The sequence below is a fragment of the Leptospira idonii genome (genome assembly GCF_004770995.1).
Lineage (GTDB): Bacteria > Spirochaetota > Leptospiria > Leptospirales > Leptospiraceae > Leptospira_A > Leptospira_A idonii.
Genome location: NZ_RQHW01000065.1, coordinates 90,782 through 114,077, shown reverse-complemented (window position 1 = coordinate 114,077; position 23,296 = coordinate 90,782). Strand labels below are relative to the sequence as shown.

General features: G+C 41.3%; 20 protein-coding genes. 12 read left to right on the top strand and 8 right to left on the bottom strand.

Going from position 1 to position 23,296, the window contains the following annotated elements:
- Positions 1 to 83 precede the first annotated feature (83 nt).
- The 6 genes from groL to EHS15_RS16620 form a co-directional block, all read right to left on the bottom strand.
- Entirely contained in the window at positions 84 to 1,730 is a 1,647-nt protein-coding gene (gene groL, locus EHS15_RS16645; protein ID WP_135761710.1) for a chaperonin GroEL, read from the bottom strand.
- 19 nt (positions 1,731 to 1,749) lie between these two features.
- Complete coding sequence (gene groES / locus EHS15_RS16640) at positions 1,750 to 2,040, bottom strand: co-chaperone GroES (protein WP_135761709.1); 291 nt, start codon at positions 2,038 to 2,040, stop codon at positions 1,750 to 1,752.
- Between the two features lie 226 nt (positions 2,041 to 2,266).
- A complete protein-coding gene (locus tag EHS15_RS16635; RefSeq protein ID WP_135761708.1) occupies positions 2,267 to 3,442 on the bottom strand; it encodes an AAA family ATPase in 1,176 nt (391 codons plus the stop codon).
- On the bottom strand, positions 3,442 to 4,317 hold the full coding sequence (locus EHS15_RS16630; protein ID WP_167884267.1) for a tetratricopeptide repeat protein: 876 nt from the start codon (positions 4,315 to 4,317) through the stop codon (positions 3,442 to 3,444). Before EHS15_RS16630 ends, EHS15_RS16635 begins: the two co-directional genes overlap by 1 nt.
- Positions 4,314 to 4,730 carry a hypothetical protein gene (locus tag EHS15_RS16625; RefSeq protein ID WP_135761706.1) on the bottom strand — a complete coding sequence of 139 codons (417 nt, stop codon included), beginning with the start codon at positions 4,728 to 4,730 and terminating at the stop codon, positions 4,314 to 4,316. Before EHS15_RS16625 ends, EHS15_RS16630 begins: the two co-directional genes overlap by 4 nt.
- A 34-nt stretch (positions 4,731 to 4,764) precedes the next feature.
- Complete coding sequence (locus EHS15_RS16620; protein ID WP_135761705.1) at positions 4,765 to 6,336, bottom strand: helicase HerA-like domain-containing protein; 1,572 nt, start codon at positions 6,334 to 6,336, stop codon at positions 4,765 to 4,767.
- 77 nt (positions 6,337 to 6,413) lie between these two features.
- Here EHS15_RS16620 and EHS15_RS16615 point away from each other — a divergent pair, with 77 nt between their 5' ends.
- The gene (locus EHS15_RS16615) at positions 6,414 to 8,369 is read left to right on the top strand and encodes a hypothetical protein (protein ID WP_135761704.1); all 1,956 of its coding nucleotides are present in this window, start codon (positions 6,414 to 6,416) and stop codon (positions 8,367 to 8,369) included.
- A gap of 1 nt (position 8,370) precedes the next feature.
- Complete coding sequence (locus EHS15_RS16610; RefSeq protein ID WP_135761703.1) at positions 8,371 to 10,773, top strand: hybrid sensor histidine kinase/response regulator; 2,403 nt, start codon at positions 8,371 to 8,373, stop codon at positions 10,771 to 10,773.
- Here the strand turns inward: EHS15_RS16610 and EHS15_RS16605 are convergent.
- Positions 10,765 to 11,385: a response regulator transcription factor gene (locus tag EHS15_RS16605; RefSeq protein ID WP_135761702.1), complete on the bottom strand. Its 621-nt coding sequence runs from the start codon at positions 11,383 to 11,385 to the stop codon at positions 10,765 to 10,767. The genes EHS15_RS16610 and EHS15_RS16605 overlap by 9 nt on opposite strands.
- Positions 11,386 to 11,678: 293 nt before the next feature.
- On the opposite strand from EHS15_RS16605, the gene EHS15_RS16600 reads away from it, so the two are divergent.
- The 5 genes from EHS15_RS16600 (at position 11,679) to greA (ending at position 17,248) form a co-directional block, all read left to right on the top strand.
- Positions 11,679 to 12,149 carry a cyclic nucleotide-binding domain-containing protein gene (locus EHS15_RS16600; protein WP_135761701.1) on the top strand — a complete coding sequence of 157 codons (471 nt, stop codon included), beginning with the start codon at positions 11,679 to 11,681 and terminating at the stop codon, positions 12,147 to 12,149.
- A gap of 164 nt (positions 12,150 to 12,313) precedes the next feature.
- Entirely contained in the window at positions 12,314 to 12,550 is a 237-nt protein-coding gene (locus tag EHS15_RS16595; RefSeq protein ID WP_135761780.1) for a DNA-binding protein, read from the top strand.
- 11 nt (positions 12,551 to 12,561) lie between these two features.
- On the top strand, positions 12,562 to 13,278 hold the full coding sequence (gene flaA2, locus EHS15_RS16590) for a flagellar filament outer layer protein FlaA2 (protein WP_135761779.1): 717 nt from the start codon (positions 12,562 to 12,564) through the stop codon (positions 13,276 to 13,278).
- A 22-nt stretch (positions 13,279 to 13,300) separates the two neighbouring features.
- Positions 13,301 to 14,275, top strand: a complete 975-nt coding sequence (gene flaA1, locus EHS15_RS16585) for a flagellar filament outer layer protein FlaA1 (protein ID WP_135761700.1) — start codon at positions 13,301 to 13,303, stop codon at positions 14,273 to 14,275.
- A gap of 207 nt (positions 14,276 to 14,482) precedes the next feature.
- A complete protein-coding gene (gene greA / locus EHS15_RS16580) occupies positions 14,483 to 17,248 on the top strand; it encodes a transcription elongation factor GreA (RefSeq protein ID WP_135761699.1) in 2,766 nt (921 codons plus the stop codon).
- On the opposite strand, the gene EHS15_RS16575 is transcribed toward greA, so the two are convergent.
- Entirely contained in the window at positions 17,221 to 19,032 is a 1,812-nt protein-coding gene (locus EHS15_RS16575) for a M23 family metallopeptidase (RefSeq protein ID WP_135761698.1), read from the bottom strand. The two genes, greA and EHS15_RS16575, sit on opposite strands and share 28 nt — an antisense overlap.
- 138 nt (positions 19,033 to 19,170) lie before the next feature.
- On the opposite strand from EHS15_RS16575, the gene EHS15_RS16570 reads away from it, so the two are divergent.
- The 5 genes from EHS15_RS16570 (at position 19,171) to EHS15_RS16550 (ending at position 23,245) form a co-directional block, all read left to right on the top strand.
- Positions 19,171 to 19,728 carry an LPS assembly lipoprotein LptE gene (locus tag EHS15_RS16570; protein ID WP_135761697.1) on the top strand — a complete coding sequence of 186 codons (558 nt, stop codon included), beginning with the start codon at positions 19,171 to 19,173 and terminating at the stop codon, positions 19,726 to 19,728.
- Between the two features lie 70 nt (positions 19,729 to 19,798).
- Positions 19,799 to 20,236 carry a Fur family transcriptional regulator gene (locus tag EHS15_RS16565; RefSeq protein WP_135761778.1) on the top strand — a complete coding sequence of 146 codons (438 nt, stop codon included), beginning with the start codon at positions 19,799 to 19,801 and terminating at the stop codon, positions 20,234 to 20,236.
- Positions 20,226 to 21,341, top strand: a complete 1,116-nt coding sequence (gene tgt, locus EHS15_RS16560) for a tRNA guanosine(34) transglycosylase Tgt (protein WP_135761696.1) — start codon at positions 20,226 to 20,228, stop codon at positions 21,339 to 21,341. Before EHS15_RS16565 ends, tgt begins: the two co-directional genes overlap by 11 nt.
- Before the next feature lie 93 nt (positions 21,342 to 21,434).
- Positions 21,435 to 21,770 (top strand): STAS domain-containing protein, encoded by a 336-nt coding sequence (locus tag EHS15_RS16555; protein WP_109019137.1) that lies wholly within the window; start codon positions 21,435 to 21,437, stop codon positions 21,768 to 21,770.
- 56 nt (positions 21,771 to 21,826) lie between these two features.
- Entirely contained in the window at positions 21,827 to 23,245 is a 1,419-nt protein-coding gene (locus EHS15_RS16550; protein ID WP_135761695.1) for a lipoprotein LipL71, read from the top strand.
- The last annotated feature ends 51 nt before the right edge of the window (positions 23,246 to 23,296 follow it).

The following is a 23,296-nucleotide window of genomic DNA, read 5'->3' as shown; positions in this document are numbered from 1 at the left end:
CCCACCCACCACTAAAAACAAAAGCCTAAGAGGAAATCCCCTTAGGCTTTCTTTTCGAACGGATGGTTCGGTAGGGGGAACGATTACATCATTCCGCCCATGCCTCCCATACCACCCATTCCTCCCATACCGGCAGCACCAGCGCCGCTATCTTTCGGCTCAGGTTTGTCAGTGATGGTAACTTCTGTAGTGAGAATCATCGCACCGATAGAAGCTGCATTTTGAAGAGCGGAACGAACCACTTTCGCAGGATCAACCACACCAGCTTTGATTAGGTCTTCCCAAACCATAGTAAGAGCGTTGAAACCTTCGTTTCCTGTTTTCGCACGCGCTTGTTCTACGATTACGGAACCTTCCAAACCAGCGTTAGAAGTGATCATTCTGATCGGCTCTTCCAAAGCGCGTAGGATGATGTTCGCACCTGTTTGCTCATCGCCTGCAAGTTTTAATCCTTTTACGGCTTCTTGAGCACGAAGAAGTGTCAATCCACCACCAGGAACGATACCTTCTTCCACAGCGGCACGAGTTGCAGAAAGAGCGTCCTCTACACGAGCTTTTTTCTCTTTCATTTCTACTTCAGTAGCGGCACCAACGTGAATTACAGCAACACCACCAGCTAACTTAGCTAGGCGTTCTTGCAATTTTTCGCGATCGTAATCGGAAGTAGTGTCTTCAATTTGTTTTTTGATTTGGTTCACACGACCTTGGATGTCTTTGCTTGAACCTGCTCCTTCGATGATTGTAGTGTTTTCTTTATCTACTACCACTTTTTTAGCACGGCCTAACATCTTCACGTCAGCGTTTTCCAGTTTCATTCCTAGATCTTCGGAGATCACTTGACCGCCTGTAAGAATTGCGATGTCTTCCAACATTGCTTTTCTTCTGTCGCCAAAACCAGGAGCTTTTACAGCCACACACTGAATTGTTTTTCTAAGAGTGTTTACGACGATAGTAGCAAGAGCTTCGCCTTCTACTTCTTCGGCGATGATCACAAGAGGTCTTCCTGCTTGTGCGATTTTTTCAAGCACAGGAAGAAGGTCTTTCATCGAAGCGATTTTTTTGTCGTAAATAAGGATGAACGGATCTGCGAAAGTAGCGATCATCGCTTCAGGATCAGTCACCATATAAGGAGAAATGTATCCTCTGTCGAACTGCATACCTTCTACGATATCAAGAGTTGTTTCGATTGATTTTGCTTCATCAACAGTGATCACACCTTCTTTACCTACTTTGTCAAAAGCTTGAGCGATTAGGTTTCCGATTTCTGGATCGTTGTTTGCGGAGATAGTCGCAACGTTTGCGTATTCCGCTTTGCTGTTGATTTTAATGGATCTTTTTTTGATTTCTTCCACTGCAGAAACGACTGCTTTGTCGATTCCGTGTTTCAGAGCCATAGGGTTTGCGCCTGCAGTTACGTTCTTCAAACCTTCGTTGATGATCGCTTGTGCCAAAATAGTAGCAGTAGTAGTTCCATCACCAGCGATGTCGTTGGTTTTTGTGGAAACTTCTTTTACCATTTGAGCACCCATGTTTTCAATCGCATCTTCCAATTCGATTTCTTTAGCGACTGTTACACCGTCTTTTGTGATGGTAGGAGCTCCGAATTTTTTGTCGATCACTACGTTACGGCCTTTTGGTCCGAGAGTGACTTTCACTGCGTTCGCAAGTTTGTTCACTCCTGAAAGTAGTTTTCTACGAGCTGATTCATCAAATTCTATATTCTTAGCCATGATTCTTTCCTATAATAGTTTAGTTGGTAACGATAGCGAGGATGTCGCTTTCACGAATGATAAGATAATCCTTACCGGCTTGTTTGATTTCTGTTCCGGAATATTTTCCGTAGAGAACTGTATCTCCTACTTTAACTTCCAATGGAACGAGCTTGCCATCTTCGTATTTTCCTTGGCCAACAGCGGTTACTTTACCTTCTTGTGGTTTTTCTTTCGCAGTATCAGGTACGATGATGGAACCAATTTTTTCTTCAGCCTCTGATTTAGGCTCAACTACCACTCTATCTCCCAACGGTTTGATCGATGCCATAGGGTAAGTCTCCTTGATTGATTTAAGTATTCTTTTCTTGAGAGGACTTAGCAGAATTCACAAATGAGTGCTAAGTCTTAGAGCCATGTTAAAATTGGGGAGGCAAATCGGCAAGCACTTTCATGTAAAGAGTGCTAAAATCTAGTTGGGGCAGTAGGAGGACTAGAAAGGATGCAGAAATCGTTCAGAAGAAGGGAAAAGGGGAAGATTTGTAGGAGGTACTACACTAATACATCTTACTTTCCTTCAGATAAACCTTTACATCCTTATATTGCCCGTCCGGATCTCCGAATTTCACCAGATTTTTTGCAGTTTTCAACCAATCCATGGTAGAGGGAGCTCTTTCTTTGATGCCTAAAATTAGGTCTGAAGTTTCAATCTCTCTTTCTTTTCCAGATTCCAAAATATCGGAAATGACATTTTCTTTGGCGAATTCAATGACTCCGTCTATGTCCGCTCCAGAAAAATGGGGGGATTGGGAAGCCAAAAGCGAGTATTGGATTCCTTTTTTGGGAACTCCCTCTAATTTGGATTCGAAGAGTGCCGCTCTTGCTGCCTCATCCGGAGGAGGGACAAAGATCACTCTGGAAAATCGGCCTGGTCGTTTCATGGCAGAATCCACATCCCAAGGCATATTCGTAGCTCCTAATATAAGCATTCCTTGGTTGTTTGCGGAAATCCCATCCAATTGAGTTAAAAATTCATTCACTAGTTTTCTGGAACTTTCGTTTTGGGTTTTCGATCTAGAATAAGCGAGTGCATCCAGTTCATCAATAAAAAGTACACTCGGCGTGGAACTTCTGGCTCTGTCGAAAGCTGCTGCTAAATTTCTTTCGCTTTCTCCAATCCATAAGTTGAGAATATCGCTGAGTTCTATGCTGAAAAATTCTGCATTGCATTCTGTAGCGATTGCTTTTGCAAGCATCGTTTTACCGCAGCCAGGTGGTCCATAGAGAAGAACTCCTCCTCCCGCATCTTTTTTGAATTTCTGAAACAAACCTACATTTTTAAACGGTTCAATGATTTTCAAACGAACTGTTTTTTTCAAAGAATCCATTCCAATGATCTCTGAGAAAAAAACAGGTTTAGGTGGTTTTATGGAAGGTTGGGCGGATTGAATTTCCTCCAATTCATCAAACTCTTCGAAGTCATCCGGAAGACCCATCGCCTTAGCTTCTTTGTAATATTTTCTAGCGTTGTCTTGATCTCCTTGATTCATATACAAGTCACATATCTTTAATTTAAGCTCCACGGTCGAATGCGTTCCATTGTCCAAAATTAAAAACTGCTGAAGAGAATCTTCGTATCTTTCTAGCTCTAAGAGTAAATTCGCATATTTTAATCTTAAATCAAAGTTAAATGGGTTTTTTAGGAGTTCTGCTTCAATTCTTTTGATGTCCATTAAAAACCTCTTTTTTGATACCAAAAACGCAATGCGCTGGGAACAATCCAGCTATAAATACAGTAAACAATCCAGATCATAGAGATGATTCCTGATGCAGTCGTATAACCCAGTTTTTTCAGTCCGTAAGTCGCTCCAATAAAAAATGCCCAGAAAAAAATTATGCCAATGTTTTTGAAGCGGTTCAAAGGATATAGAATCCAACTGAAAGGGCTCTTTTTTACTTTCAGTCGAATGAGAATGTCTTTTGTTTCTGTATCATCCGGGTTAACTAAAAATAAGCTTTGGAAGATGGAAAATGCCTGCGAGTATTTGCCTTCTTCAATCAAATGATTGCCTAAAAGTATACATGTATTTTGGTGATCGGGGTGTTCTGAAATCAGTTTGGAGAGAGAGTGTTCGGGTGTTTTTCCTTCCGTCATAGAAAGAAGACAGTTAGCAATCATGATTTCTGAATTTTCAGGATCCAGTCGAAACCCTTCTTGGATCAGTTTTCTCGCTTTATCCAAATGGAAATTTTGTATTAGTAAAATTGCATATTCTGCATACAAGTCGGCATCTTCCGGATAATTTTTCAAAAGGGACAGAAGGATCTCTTCCGCTTCCCTGAATTGTTTATTTTGTTTGAAAATGGAAAACTGCAGAAGTAAAAAAGGAGCAGATTCTGGAGATTGGTTTAATACAGATTGGGTGATGATTTCTGCTTCTGCCCAATTGTCTTTTAGGATCAGGCATCTTGCCTTATGATATAAAAAATCTGTATCGTCTGGCTGATAACTGAGTTCTGTTTCACAAATCCTCATCGCTTCATCGAAACGTTTGATTGCAATAAGGTTGGAGATTTGATCCAGTCGATCGTATTTGTCTGAACTCATCGATAAGCCTTTGCGATCATATAAGCGGTGATCGTAATGGAAATTCCCGCTAAACTGCAAAAAATCCCTGGTTTCCATGGAGAGGGAGATTCTGTTCCGAACAGTTCGTTCGCTTTGTGATACTTCTTGTGAAGGAAGTAGAAATTTGCATAAGCGGCAAGAGCCATCATTCTGCTTACCAATTTATGAGTTTCAAAAAAAGGAAGAGTGAGACCCACTCCCATCCAGAAAAGATAAAAAATAAAATCTATTTTAAACCTTTTCAATTTGAAGGAGTTTAGGCTCTGAAAGAAAATGATGCTGAAGATCCCCCCGAAAAATGCCACATAAAATGAGGCATTTTGGGAATAGAGAGGTACAGCAACCTTCTTCTCTAAAGAAGGCTGAAATAAATCGTTTTGTTCTGTTTCCATTTAAAGTTTTAAGTTAAAAATCGAAGATCCTTGTCTATTTCCTTCTGGATTTTTTTGTGGAAGTGACGCCTAACATTCCCAAGAGTCCTCTTGTGACTTCTCTGGCGACGGTTCTTCCTACGTCTCTGGCGAGAGGGTTCTTAGCAAGAGATTCCAAAAATCCGGGGTCTTCCTTTTCTTTGGTTCTTTTTTTTCTTTTGTTGGATTCTCCCGTTTCTTCGATTTCCGCTTCTTCTTCTCCTTCCGCAATGTTATCAATTTTTTTCCCAAGGATTTCATAAGCGGATTCTCTATCGATTTCTTTGGAATATTTAGAAACCAAATCAGAGGAAGAAACGATTTTGTCTATTTCCGTAGGAGTCAAAATGTCCATTCGGGAAGCAGGGGGCGCCAAAAGAGTTCTTACAAGAGGAGTAGGAATCCCTTTGGAGTTAAGTGCTGTTACGAAAGCTTCTCCGATTCCCATCTGAGTGATTTCTTCCGCTACTTCGTAAAAATCAGTGATCGGATAGTTTTCAGAAGCTTGTTTGATTGCCTTTCTGTCATTCGCAGTAAAAGCACGTAACGCATGTTGTACTTTCAGTCCTAACTGTGCCAAAACGGGAGAAGGGATGTCCGTAGGAGATTGAGTGCAGAAAAAGATTCCCACTCCTTTGGAACGAATCAATCTTACCATACTTTCGATTTGATCCACAAGAGTTTTGGAAGCCTCGTCAAAAACGAGATGGGCTTCATCGATGAATATGGCCAATTTCGGTTTGTCCAAGTCTCCTGCTTCCGGAAAGTTTGCGTAAATTTCAGTGAGAAGGGACAACATGAATGTGGAAAAAAGTCTAGGTTTGCTTTGAATGTCCGTTAGGCGGATAATGCTGATCTGGCCTTTGTCGCCTTTTTTCTCCAGAAGATCGGAAACATCGAAAGATGGTTCTCCGAAGAAGACCTCTCCTCCTTGTCCTTCCAACTCTATGATTTTTCTTAAGATGGTAGATGCGGAGCTTGTGGAAATCGCTCCGTATTTTTTTGCGATTTCTTCCTTGCCTTCGTCCGTAAGATATTGAAGTGCTTTTTTGATGTCTTTCAGATCAAGAAGAGGAATTCCCAAATCATCGCAGTATTTAAAAATCAACGCGATCACTCCCATTTGAGTGTCGTTCAAATCTAAGATACGAGAGAAAAGAACGGGGCCGAATTCTGCCGCAGTCGCTTTTAGTTTTGCACCAGGTTCTTGGGAAAGAGTCAGAAACTCTACGGGAAAACCTTCTCCTTTCCAGGAGATCCCCAAGTCTTTGCTTCTTTTTTCAATTGGTTCTTTTTTCTCTCCTTCCTTTGCGATTCCGGAAAGATCCCCTTTGATATCCATAAGTAGAACGGGAATTCCTTCTTTCGCCAAACCTTCGGAAAGAAGTTGTAAGGTTTTGGTTTTTCCTGTACCGGTTGCTCCTGCAATGAGTCCGTGTCGATTGAGAGTCGCAAGAGGGATAGATACTTTTGCTTCTAAATTCGTTTTCCCTTCAAAAATGCCTGCTCCTAAAAAAATGGACTTTCCTTTGTGATCATAACCTGATTGAATCTCTTGGATGAATTCCTTAGTATCTTTCTTTGCCATCGTACTTCCTTTCGATTTTCAAGATTTGAAAGAGGAGCCGAGAATCTGCAAGCAAAGATCATAGTTCGGGAATCGAAATGAATCAAATCATTCCCTTTTTTCTCATTTTATTTCCCGTTTTCTCCATCTCACAACTATTTGCAAAATCTTTGGACTGGCCTTCCATTTCCATCCGAGCCACTCTCACCAACCGAGGAACTCTTTTTGTAGAAGAGGAACAAAACATCCGTTTCGAAGGGGATTGGAACGGCGCCTACCGCAAGTTCAAATTGGGATTCAACCAAGACCTTATTTTTCACGGAATGGAATTCCAAAATCAAAACGGGGTTTGGGAAAAAATGGAAGAGGGCAGTCAGGAGATCAAAGGACAATATCAATACTATCCTGATGACCTATCCGTTTATTGGAGAGCAAGAAATATCGATGAACCTTTGTTCGATGATAAAATTCTCAAATACAAATTAAAGTTCGAATATGGCAATTTGCTTGAAAAAACGATTTCAGGAAAATATCGATTGAACCATGAGTTTTCCTTTTCCGACAGAAAGGGAAACATTGAGAAAATTTCAGTTCTTTGGAACGTAGAAGACAAGTGGCGGATGGAGTCCGTTTGGAACGAAGAAGCCACAATGGAAAAAACGGATCTTTTTCCGGGAGATACATTCCTCTTGGAAAGAGAACTCGTTTGGACGGGGAATGATTCTCCCGAAAATTACGAATCGACTTTTTTCTATTTTCTCAAACGTACGGGCATCGCCCTATTTCCGTTTTTCTTTTTGGCCTTGTTTCAATTCGTTCTTTATCAAATTGCAAAAAGAAAAGGCTTATTTTCTCCAGGCAAAGAGATTCAGTCCTTGGAAGAGGCTAGGAACATTTGGAAAGATTTGAGTCCTGTGGAATTCGCATATAAAACGAAGAATGGAGTTGTTGAATCCTGGTTTACCCCCTTTGTTAAGTTAGGTTGGCTGGAAATAACAAATAAGGATTCTGAAACTTGGATCCGAAGGCTGGTTCCTTTGGATCGTTTCCCCGTTCATGACCAGATCATCCTGGAATCTTTACTTTTAAAAACGAACGATTCCGTTTCCGGAAAACAGATCAAGGAATTCTATCGAAATAAGAAGAAAGATTTTTCCTTATCTTCCGAAGTTCGGTCTTCCGTCTATTTGCAGTTTGTCCAGAGAGGAGATGAGAAAAAATATATTTCCAGATTTTCCTTTTTGGGAAAGTATCCCGTGGTTTTGGTGATCTTTATTTTAATACTGATCGCCGTTTTGTATTTTTTGTGTTCTGAATTTTTCTCTTCCAATAAAATTTCTCTTACATCCTTCTATCTACAGATTTTTTTCAGCTGTTTTCTTTCCGTATTAGGAGTGGCTCTCTATTCGGACGATCATTCCGATTACCGTCTTTTTCAAAAGAATTCTTTGGCTCGGCAGAGCATCAAGTTTGTGGTCAGCACTTTTGCCGTGTGGGTATCTTTCGTGTTTCTCATTTACAATTCGCATCTGCATTTCAGCGGTTTTTTATATTATATTTTATGGGCGATCTGTTTCGGAATCGTTCCCGTTTATTTAAGAAGCGATTTTCAAAATGGTAAAAAAATTTCCTTTGCAAAAGAGATCTATCTTGTAAGGGAATACTTCCGCAATTTACTTCGTAATGAAAAAAAGTGTTCCATAAATTCGCAGACAGGTTTGTATTTACCTGCGCTGGATTTGAATGATGAAGTAATTCAAAGGCAGAAAGAAAAAAAGGATTGTATTCATTTGTTTCCTGTCCCGGACCAAAGCATTGAAGTTGTGGTTCCTAGGGAAAAAGGAAGATCTGTCTTTTTCGTTTCTTCTTCGCAGTCCGGAAATGTTTCCGGTTTCACTGCGGGGGGAGGTTCGTTCGGAGGAGGAGGTGCCAGCGGTTCTTGGGAATCGATGTCTCTTCTTTCCACTCAATCTTCCTATTCTGTTCCTTCTTCATCATCATCGTCCGGCAGCGGATCTTCTTCTTCGGGAGGCGGGGGAGGAGGCGGTTGGTAATATGAAATTATACAAAAAATTGAACCTTATCTATTTATTTTTATTTTTTTTCCTGATGACCGTTTCCTGCAAAAACGAAGCGGGACTCATCTCTCAAAAGATTCCCATCGAAAAAGGAAGTTTGGATCTAAGGGGAATCCAAACCAAATTTTTAGAACCATTTCCCTTAGCAGGAGATTGGGATGCCTTTCCGGGAGAACTTCCTATTACTCCGGAAGAATTCAAAGCCTTAGATAAAAAGACTCCTGTTTCTTTGGCCATTCCTGGGTATTGGGTGAACCAGAATCTTCCTGCACACGGATATGTGACTTACAGGTTGAAGCTTCTTGTGGATGAACCCACTCCTCTCATGATCTATTTGAAAGAAGCTTCTTCCGCCTATAAACTGTTTGTTTGGAATGAAGGACAAGGTTTGACTTTACTTGGATCCTCCGGGAAAATTTCCAAAACTCAGGAGGAAAGCATCGGCTATTATACCGAGAATGCGAGTGCTTTCCGAGCTCATCCAGGAAGCGTGATTTATCTTCAAGTTTCCAATTATTTATACTCCAGAGGAGGGGCTTATTACAGTCCCGTTTTAGGAGATCCGGGAAGAATGCTTCTCTTCCTTCGTTACAAGGAAAGAAAAAAGTTATTTTTCGCAGGCGTGTTTTTTCTTTTGGCTTTATATCACATCGTACTCTTTTTGCATCGATCGAAGGAAAGAGCCACTTTATGGTATTCTCTACTTTGTTTTTCTTGGCTTGTCCGCATCCTTCTTTTCGAAAGAATCACAAGGGGGTGGTTCGAACCGAGCGACTTTATGGAGATGCTGCAGATACGGCTGGAATATCTAGCATTCATATCGGTTCAGCTCTTTTCCATATTGTTTTTCTTTTCGTTTTTCGCTCCTATATTAAAACAAAAACTGAAATTCTATTATTTAGCGCCCGTTATTTTGTTTTTCCTTGTCTCCTGTTTGACTCCTTATCAGGTCTATACGAAACTTCTGCAAGTCACTCAGGTTTATATGGTTTTAGTGCTTCTTTCTTCCTTGTATGCCGCAGTCAAATCCATCCAGGAAAGAGAAACTCGTTACCAAGGAGTGGTGTTTTTGATCGGTTCCTTAATCATCATAGGTACTACAATTTACGACTCAGTCGTATTTTTCAAAAGATGGGATCTTCCTTTTTTGACTGAATTCGGATTCACCGCCTATTCCATCGGACTTGCTGTGATCATCTCCAGCCGCAATTCCCATGCTTGGGAAACGGCGGAGTATCTCACTTTGAACCTGCGAAAGGAAGTGGATTGGAAAACGATCGAACTCAGAAGAGAAAAGGAAAAGGCGGAAAAAGCGGGCGAAATGAAAGACAAATTCATCTCTATCGTCTCTCACGACATTCGTTCTCCTTTGTTCGGGATCTCTTCCGTCGTAGGACTACTTACGGAAAATCCTCCTAGCCTTTCTCCTGATAGGGCGAAGCAGGTTTTGGGAGATGCATCTTCCGGCTTGAAAAACCTTCTCTCTATGGTGGAAGAGCTGATACAATATTCTCGTTTCCAGAACGCCACCGTTTTTCCCGACTATCAATTGTTCGATTATTATCTTCTTTTGGAATCCATTCAGGAAAAGGCAAGGCCTTTGATGGAGGCCAAAAAGCTGCAATTGGTTTCCCATATCGAGGAATCTTCCATCGGGATGGGAGACCCCAACCTAATTGAACATCTTCTTTGGAATTTCGTGACCAATGCCATCAAGTTCACCCATCCGGGAGGAACCATCACTCTCAGTTTGTCCGAAGAAAACAAGGAATGGTGTTTTTCCATCCAGGATACAGGAGTAGGATTCCCTAATTATTGGATTCAAAATATATTCGAAGAAGGGTACATTTATCTACGAAAAGGAACAAGCGACGAAATGGGTGCGGGAGTAGGGCTTGCCTTCTGTAAGGAAGTAGCCGACCGCCACGGAGGAAGATTGGAAGTGGTCTCCAAAGAAGGAGAAGGTTCCACTTTCAAATTTTACCTTCCAAATTTCGAAAAAGTAGTACTTTTGTTAGATGATAACCCGGGGTATAGAAGTCAGCTTCGTAAAATCCTGAAACAACTTCCTTGTATCATTTGGGAAGAAGAATTTCCTGACCATGCTCTTCGTTCCGTGATGAAATTGAAACCCGATTTGATCATCGTCGATTTCGCAATGCCTGAAAAAACGGGTTTGGAATTTTTGAAAGAGTTATATGCGGATCAGGATATGGTGGAGATCCGAGCTCTTCTTCTTTCCAGTTCTCAAACCGATCCGAATACGGGGAAAAAACTGGAGGAAGATGTGCTCGCTGTAGGAGGAGACGCTTTTTTAAGGAAAACAGTCTCCGAGGAAAAATTAATTTCCGAAATTAAAAAACTTCTTTCCTTAAATTAACATCTGTTCTTTGGCTCGGCCGATCAGTTCCGCTACCGTTTTGGAATTGAATCGGTCTTTGAGTCTTCCCACGTGGTATTCTACGGTTCTTTTGGAAAGGCCGATCTCAGTTCCTATTTCCTGGTAAGTTTTTCCTTGTCCCAGAAGAGTCAAAATCTGTTTTTCTTTTTTGTTCGCCACTTTGCCGTCTTGCGGTTTGCGATTGAAGCTTAGTTTTAGGTTTTTAGAATATACTGTTTTTCCTAAAGCGATTTCACTTAGGTTTTTGGTTAGGCTGCTTAAGTCGTCCGATTTCAAAAGGTATCCGTCGACTCCCGCTTCTATGGCAGAATGAACGATTGGTTGTTCATCCAACATGGTAAGAGTTACCACTTTAAGTTGAGGAAATTCTTTTTTCCACTCCTTCACCATATTGAGTACGTTTTCTCCTGGAATGCGTAGATCCAAAAGAAGGAAATCGGGAGTTTTTTCTTTGAGTAGGGGCGCAATTTGAGAAGAGTGTTCCGCTTCACCAACAACTTCGAAATCTGTAGAGGAGTTCACCACATGTTTGACTCCGACTCTAGTGACAGCATGATCTTCTACAAGGATCACTTTCTTTTTTGAACTCATGATTTCCCTCTGTTTTTTAAGGTTTCCGGTCTAGGTTCTGTAAATACCATATTTTTTCCATAATTTCATCGTACTTGTACGCTTGGCATACAATAAATTTTTGGGTAAAATGTCATTGAGTTTGTGACTTTTTCAAGTTTTCAAATTCAGCCTATTCTATGTTTCCACTTAAAATTCCTGCAGGGCTTATCTTGCGGGATTTTTTTTATCTTTCCCAGTTTCTGCTACAAAACAATTTTCTCTTGCCAAAATGACAAATCGGACAATTTTCATTAGGAAATCCTAGGAGTTGTATGAATCCGAAAGTAGAGAGTCTAAAAAAAATATACCTCTTTCACACCTTAAACCAAGACGAATTGCTTCATATTGCAGAAAAAATCCATGAAGTGCACTTGCCTGCACGAAATGTCCTCTACGATGTAGGGGAAGAAGCTGAATCTATGTATATTGTGAAGTACGGAACCCTTCAAATCTCTACTGCCACTAGCCAAGGGGATGATGTGAATTTAGTGACCATCAGCGAAGGAGATCATTTCGGAGAATTGCCTTTTTTCGATTCCGAAAAGAGATCTGCAAAGGTAGAAGCCAAAGAAATCTCCGAATTGTATGAGCTTCGTTACAAAGATCTGCAAGAAATGTTCGCTAAAAACAGGGATATGGAGATTAAATTCTACAAAGAAGTAACTCATTACTATATCAAAAGACTTCGCAAATTGACGAACGACTTGGCATACGCAAGAGAACTTCGCAGACGATTCGTTTAAGTTCCTAATTTGAGAAGAAAAAAGACGAAAATCGACCAAACTTTGTAAATTTTCTCACGTATCGGTGAAAAAACCTTTTCCATTCCTATGATTCTTCCTATTACAGCTAAGGAATGGGCATTGGTTTCCGATAATTAGGAGTAGGCAGGGAGAAGGAATGCATGGTGGACCCCGAAATCCTAACCGAGAAGATCGTTACACAGAATAAGACCTTCCTGGTGGATTTAAAGAAAAACCAAGCTGGCTTTTACCTGAAGGTTTCGGAATGGTCGAATAGCAAAAAGTCTTCGATTTTTCTTCCTGCTGAAGGAATCGATCGAATGATCGAAATCTTGCATAAATTCAAAAGCCAAATATCCGATAATGATAATACCAAAGACCCGGAGTTAGGAGCCTTTTAGGAGTGAGTTTCATGGGGAAATTAGGAATGACCAAACTTATGTTAGGCCTCTTCCTTTCAATAGGAATGTTGTACGCGCAAGCCGATACCGGCACCGGACAACCAGGAGCGCAAACAAATGAGGATGATAGTCCTCTTAAAAAAGTCGTTTTGGACGACTTTGAAGAGGCGGAAGACTGGAGAGTCAAATCAACGACTCCTCTTGGGGAAACGAAAACACTAAAACTAGTGCAACGTGGACTCATTAAGGATGTTTTCGATGATAAAACGGTTCCAGATAGCGGCGGTGATAAAATCGAAAAGAATCACATCTTGGGAGTTAAAACTCATTTTGCTTCTAAAGGATTCGATCGTGTAGAGTTACTTCCTCCTCACGAATTCATCATCAAAGGAAAAGTGCGTCAAATTTCGGTTTGGGTCTTGGGTAGAAAATACCGCCATACTCTTTACGCTAAATTTCGCGATTACAAAGATACTACTCATAATGTTCGTTTAGGTAAACTAGACTTCTTCGGATGGAGAAAGTTGACTGCGACCATTCCCGGTTTTATCCCACAAAGCACTCGTTTTGCTCTATTGGATAAAAACCTGCACTTTGTTTCCTTGTTTGTAACTTCCGACGTTCATGAAGTGGCTGGAGATTTTTACTTCTATGTAGATGATCTGCAAGTTCGTACAGATCGTTCGGAGTCGAAATACCCTGGTTCGGAAATCAAGGACAACTGGTAAGAGAAGGGTAATAGGCATTCAAATGGAAAATAAAAAATTATTAACGATTGCATCTACGATTCTTGCTTCCTGCATGTTGATCGGGGTAGCGCAAGCACAGTATCGCATTTCCGGAGGAGTTACTACTTCCAACGGAAATGATATCACTTCCATGGAACTCAAGGCGATCACAATCGAATCTTGGGATGCTCCTCCTGCGGCGGCAGCTTACGGATGGGAAGTTTTCACTGATAAAGATTCAGTGACGAAAGACGGTTCCGGAGATATCAAATACGATGAGACTAACAAATACACTCCCGTATTGAATGATCCGGTGAAGTCTCCTCTTGTAATTAGAGAAGTGAAACTTGTTCCTGGTAAACCGGGAGACGTAAAGAATGTGGATCCTACCAATGCAAAAGTATTGGGAGTGAAATTCCAATTCACTTACCCTGGTTATAACGTGGTAACTGTTCGTCCTCCTCGTACTCCTGAGTATGAAATCACTCGAGCAAGACCTTATATCGATGACAGCAATCAAAAGAAATTCGAAAAAGTTTACGGGATTGAAACTCCAGGAAACGTGAAAGCGATTTCCGTATGGGTTTTGGGACGTGGAAACGAATACAACCTAGAAGGTTGGTTGGAAGACTACAATGGAAACAGCCATATCTTCCAATTCGGTTCTTTGGACTTCGTTGGTTGGAGACCTTTGCAAATCGATATTCCACCTGCGATCCCACAAGAAGCGGTTGCTTTCCCGGCAACTCGTAACTTGATCTTCAAACAATTCAAAATCCGTTCTAATCCTCAAACAGGAGGAGAGATGGTTTACCTTTTCTTTGATGAACTCAGAGTATTGGCAGATACTTTCGAAGTTCACTTCGATGGAGCAAACCTAGATTTCGATGAAGATGATTGTAAAAACAAGATCAAACTAGAGCAAATGCTTCAAAAATCTGGTGCGATTTCTACCGGTTCCAAAGTGCGTGAATGCGGTGGTGGACAAGGAAAATAAGGACTCACTCACACCTTAATTCTTCCCCAAAAGCAGAAAACCCAGCCAAATCCGGCTGGGTTTTTTGTACTTTACAAGATGGAGAGTATGGTAAATCCTTACATCTAGGACTGTTCTTTTTGCGGATTCATCGCTAAATTTACCGTAACAACTTTATAGGAACATTGACCACCCTTTATTGGAAATACGAAGAGGGAGATTCTTCTCATGCCTGAGACCATTACTGAAGACAAAACGAACAAAAATACAGACTCTGATAAACTTACATCTCTTTTTAACGAAGAAATTTATGTACGTGCCGATGCCAGCTCCGTTCCTGCGTCCAAATTTAAAATTTACGACGATATCATTGATGCTTACAAGGCGGAAGATAAACTTCCTGCAGCAAAACAAAAAATAGAAGACCATTTCCGGGAACATCCCGAGTCCATTTCCGCCAAATACATGCTGATGATCCTTTCCTTTATGGAAGATCCTATGGGTGATGCGAATCTAGTGAAAAACATTCTAGATTCTTTCAAAGCACACGGCAAATGGACCATCATCGAATACATCACAGACTCCATTCTTAAATTCGGAGACCACAGACTCGCTCTCAGAGTGAAAGCGGAAGCTTTAGACAAACTCAAGAAAAACAAAGAGCTGAAAGCAGTTTTAGAAAAACTCGCCAAACAAGATCGTAAAAATCCTGAGATCGCTAAAAAATACGCACTCACCATTATGGATGAGGACAAACCGAAAGCGATCTCTTATCTCAAACAAGCCGCTGAGATCTTTGCTAAAAACAAAGAGTATCCTCAGATGGAAGAGATCTGGCCGATCTTAGTTCAAAGCAATTACGAAGACATTTCTTTCTTCGATAAAATAGAAAGAATCCTTCTTGGACACAGAGAAAAAACAAGACTCGTGGGTCTTCTGTATCCTCTGGTGGAACCTTTCAAAGCGATGGAAGAATGGGATCGTGTCATCTACTTCCTAAAGAAAATTTTAGAACACGAACCTGCTTCTCAAAAAGCACGTAACGAACTCATTCGTTCTTACAAACAAAAATACGCAAGCCACTCCCTTTTGGAAGATTTCCTCAAGATGAGTGAACTCGGTAACAACCGTAAGCCGGTAAAACTTTGTATCACCAGTTTCGAAAGAAACATCGTATTCGATACAGGCAATTACGTAATGCATAGAAATTGGGGAGTAGGTAAAATCACTTCTATTTCCCAAACAGGCGATTCTATCTTCGTCGATTTCGAAGAAAAGAAAGACCACAAACTTTCCATCCAGATGGCGATCACTTCCCTCAAACCTTTGAAGAAAGATCATATCTGGGTTCGTCACTACGAAAACAAAGAAGAAGTGAAAGCACTTTTCTCAGACAACTTAGGCGAGTTTTTGACTCAGCTCTTGAAGTCTTACGACAACAAGATGTTAGTTGCCGATATGAAAAACGAACTTATCGGAGTGTTTTTGAAGGCTGACGATTGGTCCAAGTGGTGGGCAAAGGTTAAGTCTGTTCTGAAAAAAGAAGCCAATATCGGAATGAATCCTAAGAAAAAGGATGAAGTGGTTTACCACGAAAAACCGATCACTCACTCTGAAACGCTCACTCAAAAGTTCCAAGCTTCCGCAGATACGAACAAAAAACTCGAAATCGCTATGGAAGCTGTGAGAGATGCGGATGAAGCAAGTGAAGCGGGTGAATTTTTCATCACTCACTACAACGAAGAGGAATCCGCAAAAGATCCTGTTCGCCGCATTTCCGCTTACCTCTATTTGGAAGAAGCAGGCAAAGCATGGCCTACGGAAGAGTTCTCTCATAAAATCAGAGAGCCTGAATTAAAAGCAATCATCCAAAATCTTTCTAAAGAAGATGCTTTGAAACTTTCCAAGTCTTTGGAAAACACGGACATCAAAAAAGGATTTAAGGATTTGATCCGCACTCATCACCCGGAAGCGATCAACATCCTCATCGGCCTATTGTTCGAAGTTCCTGTGAAAGTGAATCGTTCCGTATTCCAAAACTTGGTGCAAGACGATAAATTCGCAGAACTCAATCTATTCATCGAAACGGTTTCCAATAAATCGAAAGAACATCCTGAAGTTTTCCTTTGGGTGGCAAAATCCATTCTTTCTCACACTTGGAAATACGATTGGATGAACGTTTCCGAAGAAGATCTAGTTCTCAGAGTGTTCCGTCTTCTCAAGCCTTTGGCTAAGATCGAAGACAAAGGAACCAAACTGAAGAACCAAGCGATGGACATTCTGTTCGGAAAGGAAAATACCCTTCTGAAAGAAATCCTGCAAAATGCGGATGACGAGTATGTTCGTAAACTATATGCACTTTTCAAAGAAGTTACTTACGTAACCGATCTGGAAAAAGACCAACTCCTTTCTCTCATCAACGAATTGAAACCGAACCTAGTTTGGGATGAATACGCTGGTGCGGAAGAAGCGGATGATGATCCTCTTTCCAATCTTCCTACGGATGTGGTTCTGGTCACTCGCCAGGCTTTCAATGCGAAAAAAGGGGAATTCGAACATCTGGTGAACGTAGAGATGTTGGAAAACTCCCGCGATATCGGGGAAGCTCAGGAAAAAGGGGACTTAAGAGAGAACGCAGAATACAAAGCCGCTATGGAAAAACAAGTTCAGTTGCAAGCTGCCATCAAAAAGTTGGAAGCGGAACTGAAGAGTGCCCGTATCCTGGATTTGTCCGAAGTAAAAACGGACAAAGTGGGAATCGGTACCATGGTAAAACTCAAGAACAAAGAATCCGGAGAAGTGGTCACTTATTCCATCTTAGGTGCTTGGGATGCTGATACTGAGAAAAACATCATTTCTTACCAATCACCTTTGGCGAAATCGCTCTTAGGAAAGAACGTAGGAAACGAAGCGACTCTTCTATTCGGTTCTACGGAAACTCGTTACGAAGTTCTGGATATCGCTCGTTACTCTTTGACAGGACAAGAAGCGTAGTATTCCGATTTCCAACTGCCTGTGGCGATGAGGTCCGTAAACGGTTCCGATTCGTTGCCGGCCCAATCGAAGGCCCTAACTTCCAAAAGAAGATAGGGCTTTTCTTTATGTAAACTCTTCGGCAAACTCACTCGGATCGATTCTTTATCCGCATCGTATTCGTAAGGGTAGTTTTGTCCATCTAACAAAAGATTTACGCTTCTTTTTGCTCCCACTCCGGAATCGCTCAAACTGTAATATTTGTCTTCGAAACATTGGTCTCTCACTTCTGGAAGTTCTATATGTCTTGCCATCGAGTTCAGAGGCAGAACCGTAGGAGGAGCTTTGTCTTCCAGTATCATAAGATAACCTAACTTTGCTAAACTGAAGGTGAAACCGTTCGATTTTCTTTTGGCGGATACCGACGAGAATCTTCCCGCAGACTGATCCCAAAAAGACAGGTATTCTTTGTTTGTGATCGTTATCTCCGTATTGAATTCCCCCGTTCCGTTTCCTTTCCAAGAGAATTGGTTGGTTTCCAGTTTATATACTTTGCTTTTTAATATGAGTCCTTTCGGAAGAACGAAAGGAAGTTGTTTCGGATCTTCCTCTTCTATTTCCACAGATCCGTTTCCTGAGGATTCGTTTTTGCTTAGATCGAATTGAACAAGGCGATCGTTTGAAAAAAACTTTTTTCCCAAACTTTGTTTTGCGTTGGAGAGAGCGGTGACGGGGGCTTCGTGTTTTACCTTTAGGCGGACATAGGATTTATTTCCCGCTGCGTCTCTTAATCCTGCTTTCAGCTCTGACACCGTTTTTTCGGGAAATTCGGAAAAATCGAGAGAGTAGGCTTCCGATTTGGATTCTTTGGAAATCTCGTAGAGATGGTAAAAATATACGGGAGGAGAATAGGAGGATCTATTCGCATCATAGAACAAATGTTTGTTTTCCGCCTCTTTGTAATAAAGAAAGTCGAACTGTCGGGAATAAACCGGTTTTTCGTCCAGAAAAAGATCCATTCCGAACACATTGTTCCTGTTCCTGGATCGGATGAGGTCGTATCCTCCGATTCTGAATCTGACTTTTCCTGATAACGAAACGGACTCGATCGGGTTCCCGTTTTCATCTAATAGTTGATAGTTGCCAGATCCCGTTTCTTTGGCTTGGAGAAGCAGAGGTTTTGTCAGACCTCCTCCTTCTATATAGAACGAACTGATGGTGGGAGGGATCGTATCTTTTTGATGGAGTTCCGGAAAGTTGAGAGGATTGACGATTCCTTTATCCGTATGAAATTCCAAATGGAGATGAGGGACTCCTGTTCCGGATTCGCCCGTTTTTCCGAAAGGAATTCCTTTCGGTGCGGTGAACATTCCTGGATTCAGTTTGAGTCGGAATCCGTCTTTTTCTCCCATCAAAAGAAGGGCTCTTCTGAGAAGTTCCAAATCGGCGAGATCCCCTCCGAAGGAATGAAGATGGGCGTATCTTGCCTTAATTTTATAAGAAGGGCTGTATAAAAACAGATACAATCCATATCCTAATTTGGAATATCCTATTTCCTCCACATAACCGTCGAATGTGCTGAGAATGCTGTGACCGTTCAGTCCGTAGGATTTAAAATCGGAACCCATATGAAGATGGTTGCTTCTGATTTCTGCAAAGGTTCCCGAGATGGGAGAAAAATAAGGAAGAGGAAAAACCACCTCGTCGGAGGGAATCTCCGGTATCGGACTTGGTTCCGAGAAAAGGGAACCGGTGAAAAAGATAACAATGGCTAAGTGAATGGAGTATAAATAAGGTTGTTTCATTTTCATTTTTGGTAGGGAAATTCTTCCTGCCTCAAGAAGTAATTTAGAAAAAGGCATCTTAGTATTTCCAGTCTTTTCGTGGTTCCCTTGACAAAGAAACGGAAAAGGGGGGAATGGTAGGGGTCTTACTCAAATTCCATGGTTATTTCCCGAATTTTTCTTCTTATTCTGGTGTCTTTGTCCTTGCAGTGTTCCTTGTTTCAAGGGGAACCCGGAAGGCCTCCTAAAATTGACGGAGTTCCTATTCCTGATAACAAAAGATACCTCTATATCCAAAATGTAAGAAACAATACCTATTCTGCAGGAACCCACACCAGGCTCACTCAGATGATTATGGAAGAAATAGACAGACGAGGAAGATTCATCACCACTAGGGACAAAATGAAAGCCGCATACCGCCTGTATTCGGAAATCGTCCACTACCAACAGGTAGGGGATCTGATGGATTTGGCAGACAGACAACTCACTACGGAACTTTTCGTCGTTACCAGAATTGAGCTTGTCGAAGCACAGTCAGGAGCTAAACTTCTCATGGAAAGAAACGAAATTCCGGGAAGAGCCTACTATTCCACTCAATTGGGATACAGAGAATCCGAGATTGAAGCTCAAAACAGACTGCTGAGGATTATGGCGCTGCGGATTGCCGAGGAAGCGGAAAGATCATGGTATTTTTCCCTTGCCGGGAAAACAAACTGAGTTAGAAAACCGAAGGAGAAAAATTTTGTCACACGAAGATCCTCATATCGAAGAAGATACCAAGAAGGAAATGCAAGCCTTTGAAGAATATTTAAAGGAAAAGGGACTAAAAATCACGAACCAACGTCTGTTAGTTGCCCAGAAAATCTTTTCTTCACACAATCATTTTACCGCAGAAGGTCTTTTGGACGAACTAAAAGACAATAAAGACCGCATCTCCAAGGCGACCATCTATCGAATTTTGTCCATTATGGTCGAAGCGGGTCTTTTGGAAGAACACGACTTCGGAAAAGACTATAAATACTACGAACATATCATCGGCCATGAGCACCACGATCATATCATCTGCCTTCAGTGCGGAAAGATCGTAGAGTTTATCGACGAGAGAATCGAAGAGCTTCAGAAAAATGCTGCGGCTCAAAACGGTTTCACTATGTCGGGACATACTCTGAACATTTACGGTATTTGCCAATCCTGCGAGGCAAAAAAAAGAAGTAGTGCCACTTAGATTTCAGTCGGTCGCTTCCGATAAACAATCTTTCGCCCGTTCCGGTAAACTTCGTTTAGGCGAAATTGAGGTGAACACTCCCGTCTTTATGCCTGTGGGCACTAGGGGGAGTGTGAAATCTCTTTCCTCCGAAGACATTCTGGAATTGGGCTACCAGCTTATATTAGGAAATACGTATCATCTCTATCTGAAGCCGGGAAAAGAGGTTTTGGATCATTTCGGGGGCTTAAAAAAGTTTATGGCCTATCCGAACGCCCTTTTGACCGACTCAGGTGGGTTTCAGGTGTTCAGTTTGTCCGGACTTTTTAAGTTCGAAGAGGACGGTGTTCGTTTTCAATCCCATATAGACGGCAGTCACCACAAATTCACTCCTGAATCGGTGATCGATATGCAAAGATCCATCGGTTCCGACATTATGATGGTTTTGGATGATTGTGCACCTTACGGAAGTTCGGTGGAAAGATTGAAGCAGGCATTGGACAGAACCCATCGTTGGGCCAAACAATCCGTCGAATACTGGCAGAAAAATGAAAATGGTCAAAATCTTTTTTGCATCGTACAAGGAGGAGTGAATGAGGCTTTGCGTGCAGAAAGTCTGCACTATCTCCAATCTCTTCCTTTTCCAGGGATCGCTCTGGGAGGTCTTTCCGTAGGGGAGCCTAGGGAAGAATATGTGCGTATTTTAGAATCTTTAGCTCCTTCTCTCGACCCTGCAAGACCCAGATATTTGATGGGAGTGGGCACAGTGTTGGACATTTTGGAAGGAGTTCGTAACGGAATCGACATGTTCGATTGCGTTCTCCCTACAAGAAATGCCCGAAATGGTCAAGTTTTTACATCCAAGGGCAAAGTGAATCTTCGTAATGAATCTCATAGGCTTTCTACGGGTCCTATTGATCCTGAGTGTTCCTGCAAGGTATGTAAAACCTATAGTTTGGGCTACATCAGGCATCTTCATAAAGTAAAGGAATTGTCTGCCTTCAGTCTTTCCACCTATCACAACTTATATTTTATGAAACAATTTATGGATTCTTTGCGCATTTCGATTGAAAATCAGGAATTTGGAACATTTTACACACATTGGAAAAAATTATATGCTTCCTGAAATTATTAGGTTGACGTCTCTGATTTTTTTTCATGCAATTGTACCGTCATTTCTACATCGATTGTAGCTTCACTGAGGAGTCTCTAGACACACATGGAAATCACTAGAAGGGAAAAAGATAAAATCGTAATCCTAGACATAAACGGGGAAATCGACCTTTACAACGCTCCCGAAATCAAGGATGTAATCGCAAAATTGATTGAAGAGCAAAAATACTGCATTGTTATCAATCTAGAAAAAGTTTCCTATATCGATTCTTCTGGAATTGGTGCATTGATCTCAAGCTTGTCCAACTTGAAAAAATACCAAGGTGGATTGAAGATCATCAATGTCGCAGGTTCTGTTCGTAAAGTATTCGAGTTAACTAAATTGACCTCTTTCTTCGAAATCTTCGACAGCGAAGACGAAGCCACAGCAGCATTCAAATAGAAAAGAGAGCATATTGCTTTCTTTTCTTTTTAGTTCCCAGAAATAAGGAGTACCGTATGTTACATAAAGAAAAGACGATCGTCTTTTTCTTTGCGTTGGCATTTTCGACCGCTTTTTTGAATTGTGGCCAAGAATTGCCTCTCAAAGAACTAGCCCTAGCGAAAACGCAAATTGAACGCGCTGAAAATCTTCAGGCAAAACAGTATGCTCCGGATGAATTTGCAGAAGCAGAAAAAAGTCTCAAAGAGGCAAATGAAGCTGCTGCTGCTGAAAATGCATCCGAGTCTAAAAAGAGTGCAGACTATGCCATTTCCAGAGCTTATGATGCTTTAGAAAAAACTCTTCCTAAACTTGTTGCGAAAACAAGAGAAGAAGCAGTTGGTAATATTGATGCGGCTGATGAAGCCAATGCCTCTGATTTTGCTCCTGAAGAATTGAAAAAAGCAAACCTTGCTAAAGAAGCAGGTGATTCTAAACTTGCAAGTGCAGATTCCGCTTTAGCTTCTTATCTTCGCGAAGACAAAGAAGATCAAAAAGAAATCAAACGCAACCAAGCTTTGGATGAATACGAGCAAGCTTATGTTCTATTCAAAGAAGCAAAACAATCCGGCAATGATGCAAAAGTAGTTTCTTTGGAAAAATCGGACACCATCCGCCAATCGGCAGAGGATGTGGAGTCCACTTTAGAAAAAGCTTCCAAGTATTCCAACGGGACCAACCCAAGTGTGGAAGAAGAGAAAGCTCGCATTCAATCTGCTTATGAAGATATCGACGCAGGTAAATTGAAGTCTGCGGAAGAGAAAATCAAAACAGCTCGTGCTGCTTCCGGTCCTTTGCTTGCTGCCGTTGTGAAAGATCATGCGAAAGAAAGAAACAGCCAAGCGCGTGACGTTGTAGAAGATGCAAACGCTCGTTTTGCAGAACTCAACTCCGATTCTTTGTTGAAGTCTCCTTCTACAAAAGACGACTATTCCAGTGCACAAGAGAATTTAGCTGCGGCCAATGAATCTTTAGGTTCTTCTTCCGCTCTGTTCGAACAAGAGAAATACGAAGACTCCATCGGCCAATCCGAAGAAGCCATTCGTTTGTCTGAAATTTCTCTCGATCAAATCGGAACTCTTGCAAACAAAAATACGAACAAAGAGACTGTTGCGAACAAAAAAGAAAAAACGGCAACAGTGAAAGAAGAAACTGTAGCTACTACTGATGCTGAAGAAGGCGATGAAAATTCTGCCGGATCTTCTCTCGAAGATTTAGGAAAAGGATGGAAACGTTATACAGTTGGAAAATCCAATCCTGCTGATTGCCTTTGGAGAATTGCTAAGAAAAAAGACGTTTATAATGACTCCAAACTCTGGCCTAGAATTTTCGAAGCAAACAGAGGAAAGATCAAAAATAAAAATCTAATTTATCCGAAACAAAAACTCAATATCCCTCCTAAAACAGGGAAGATAGGAAAAGCTCCTAAGAAATAAATCTTAGGTTCATTTCGGAAAAAGGAAAAAGCTGTCGCCAAAGACAGCTTT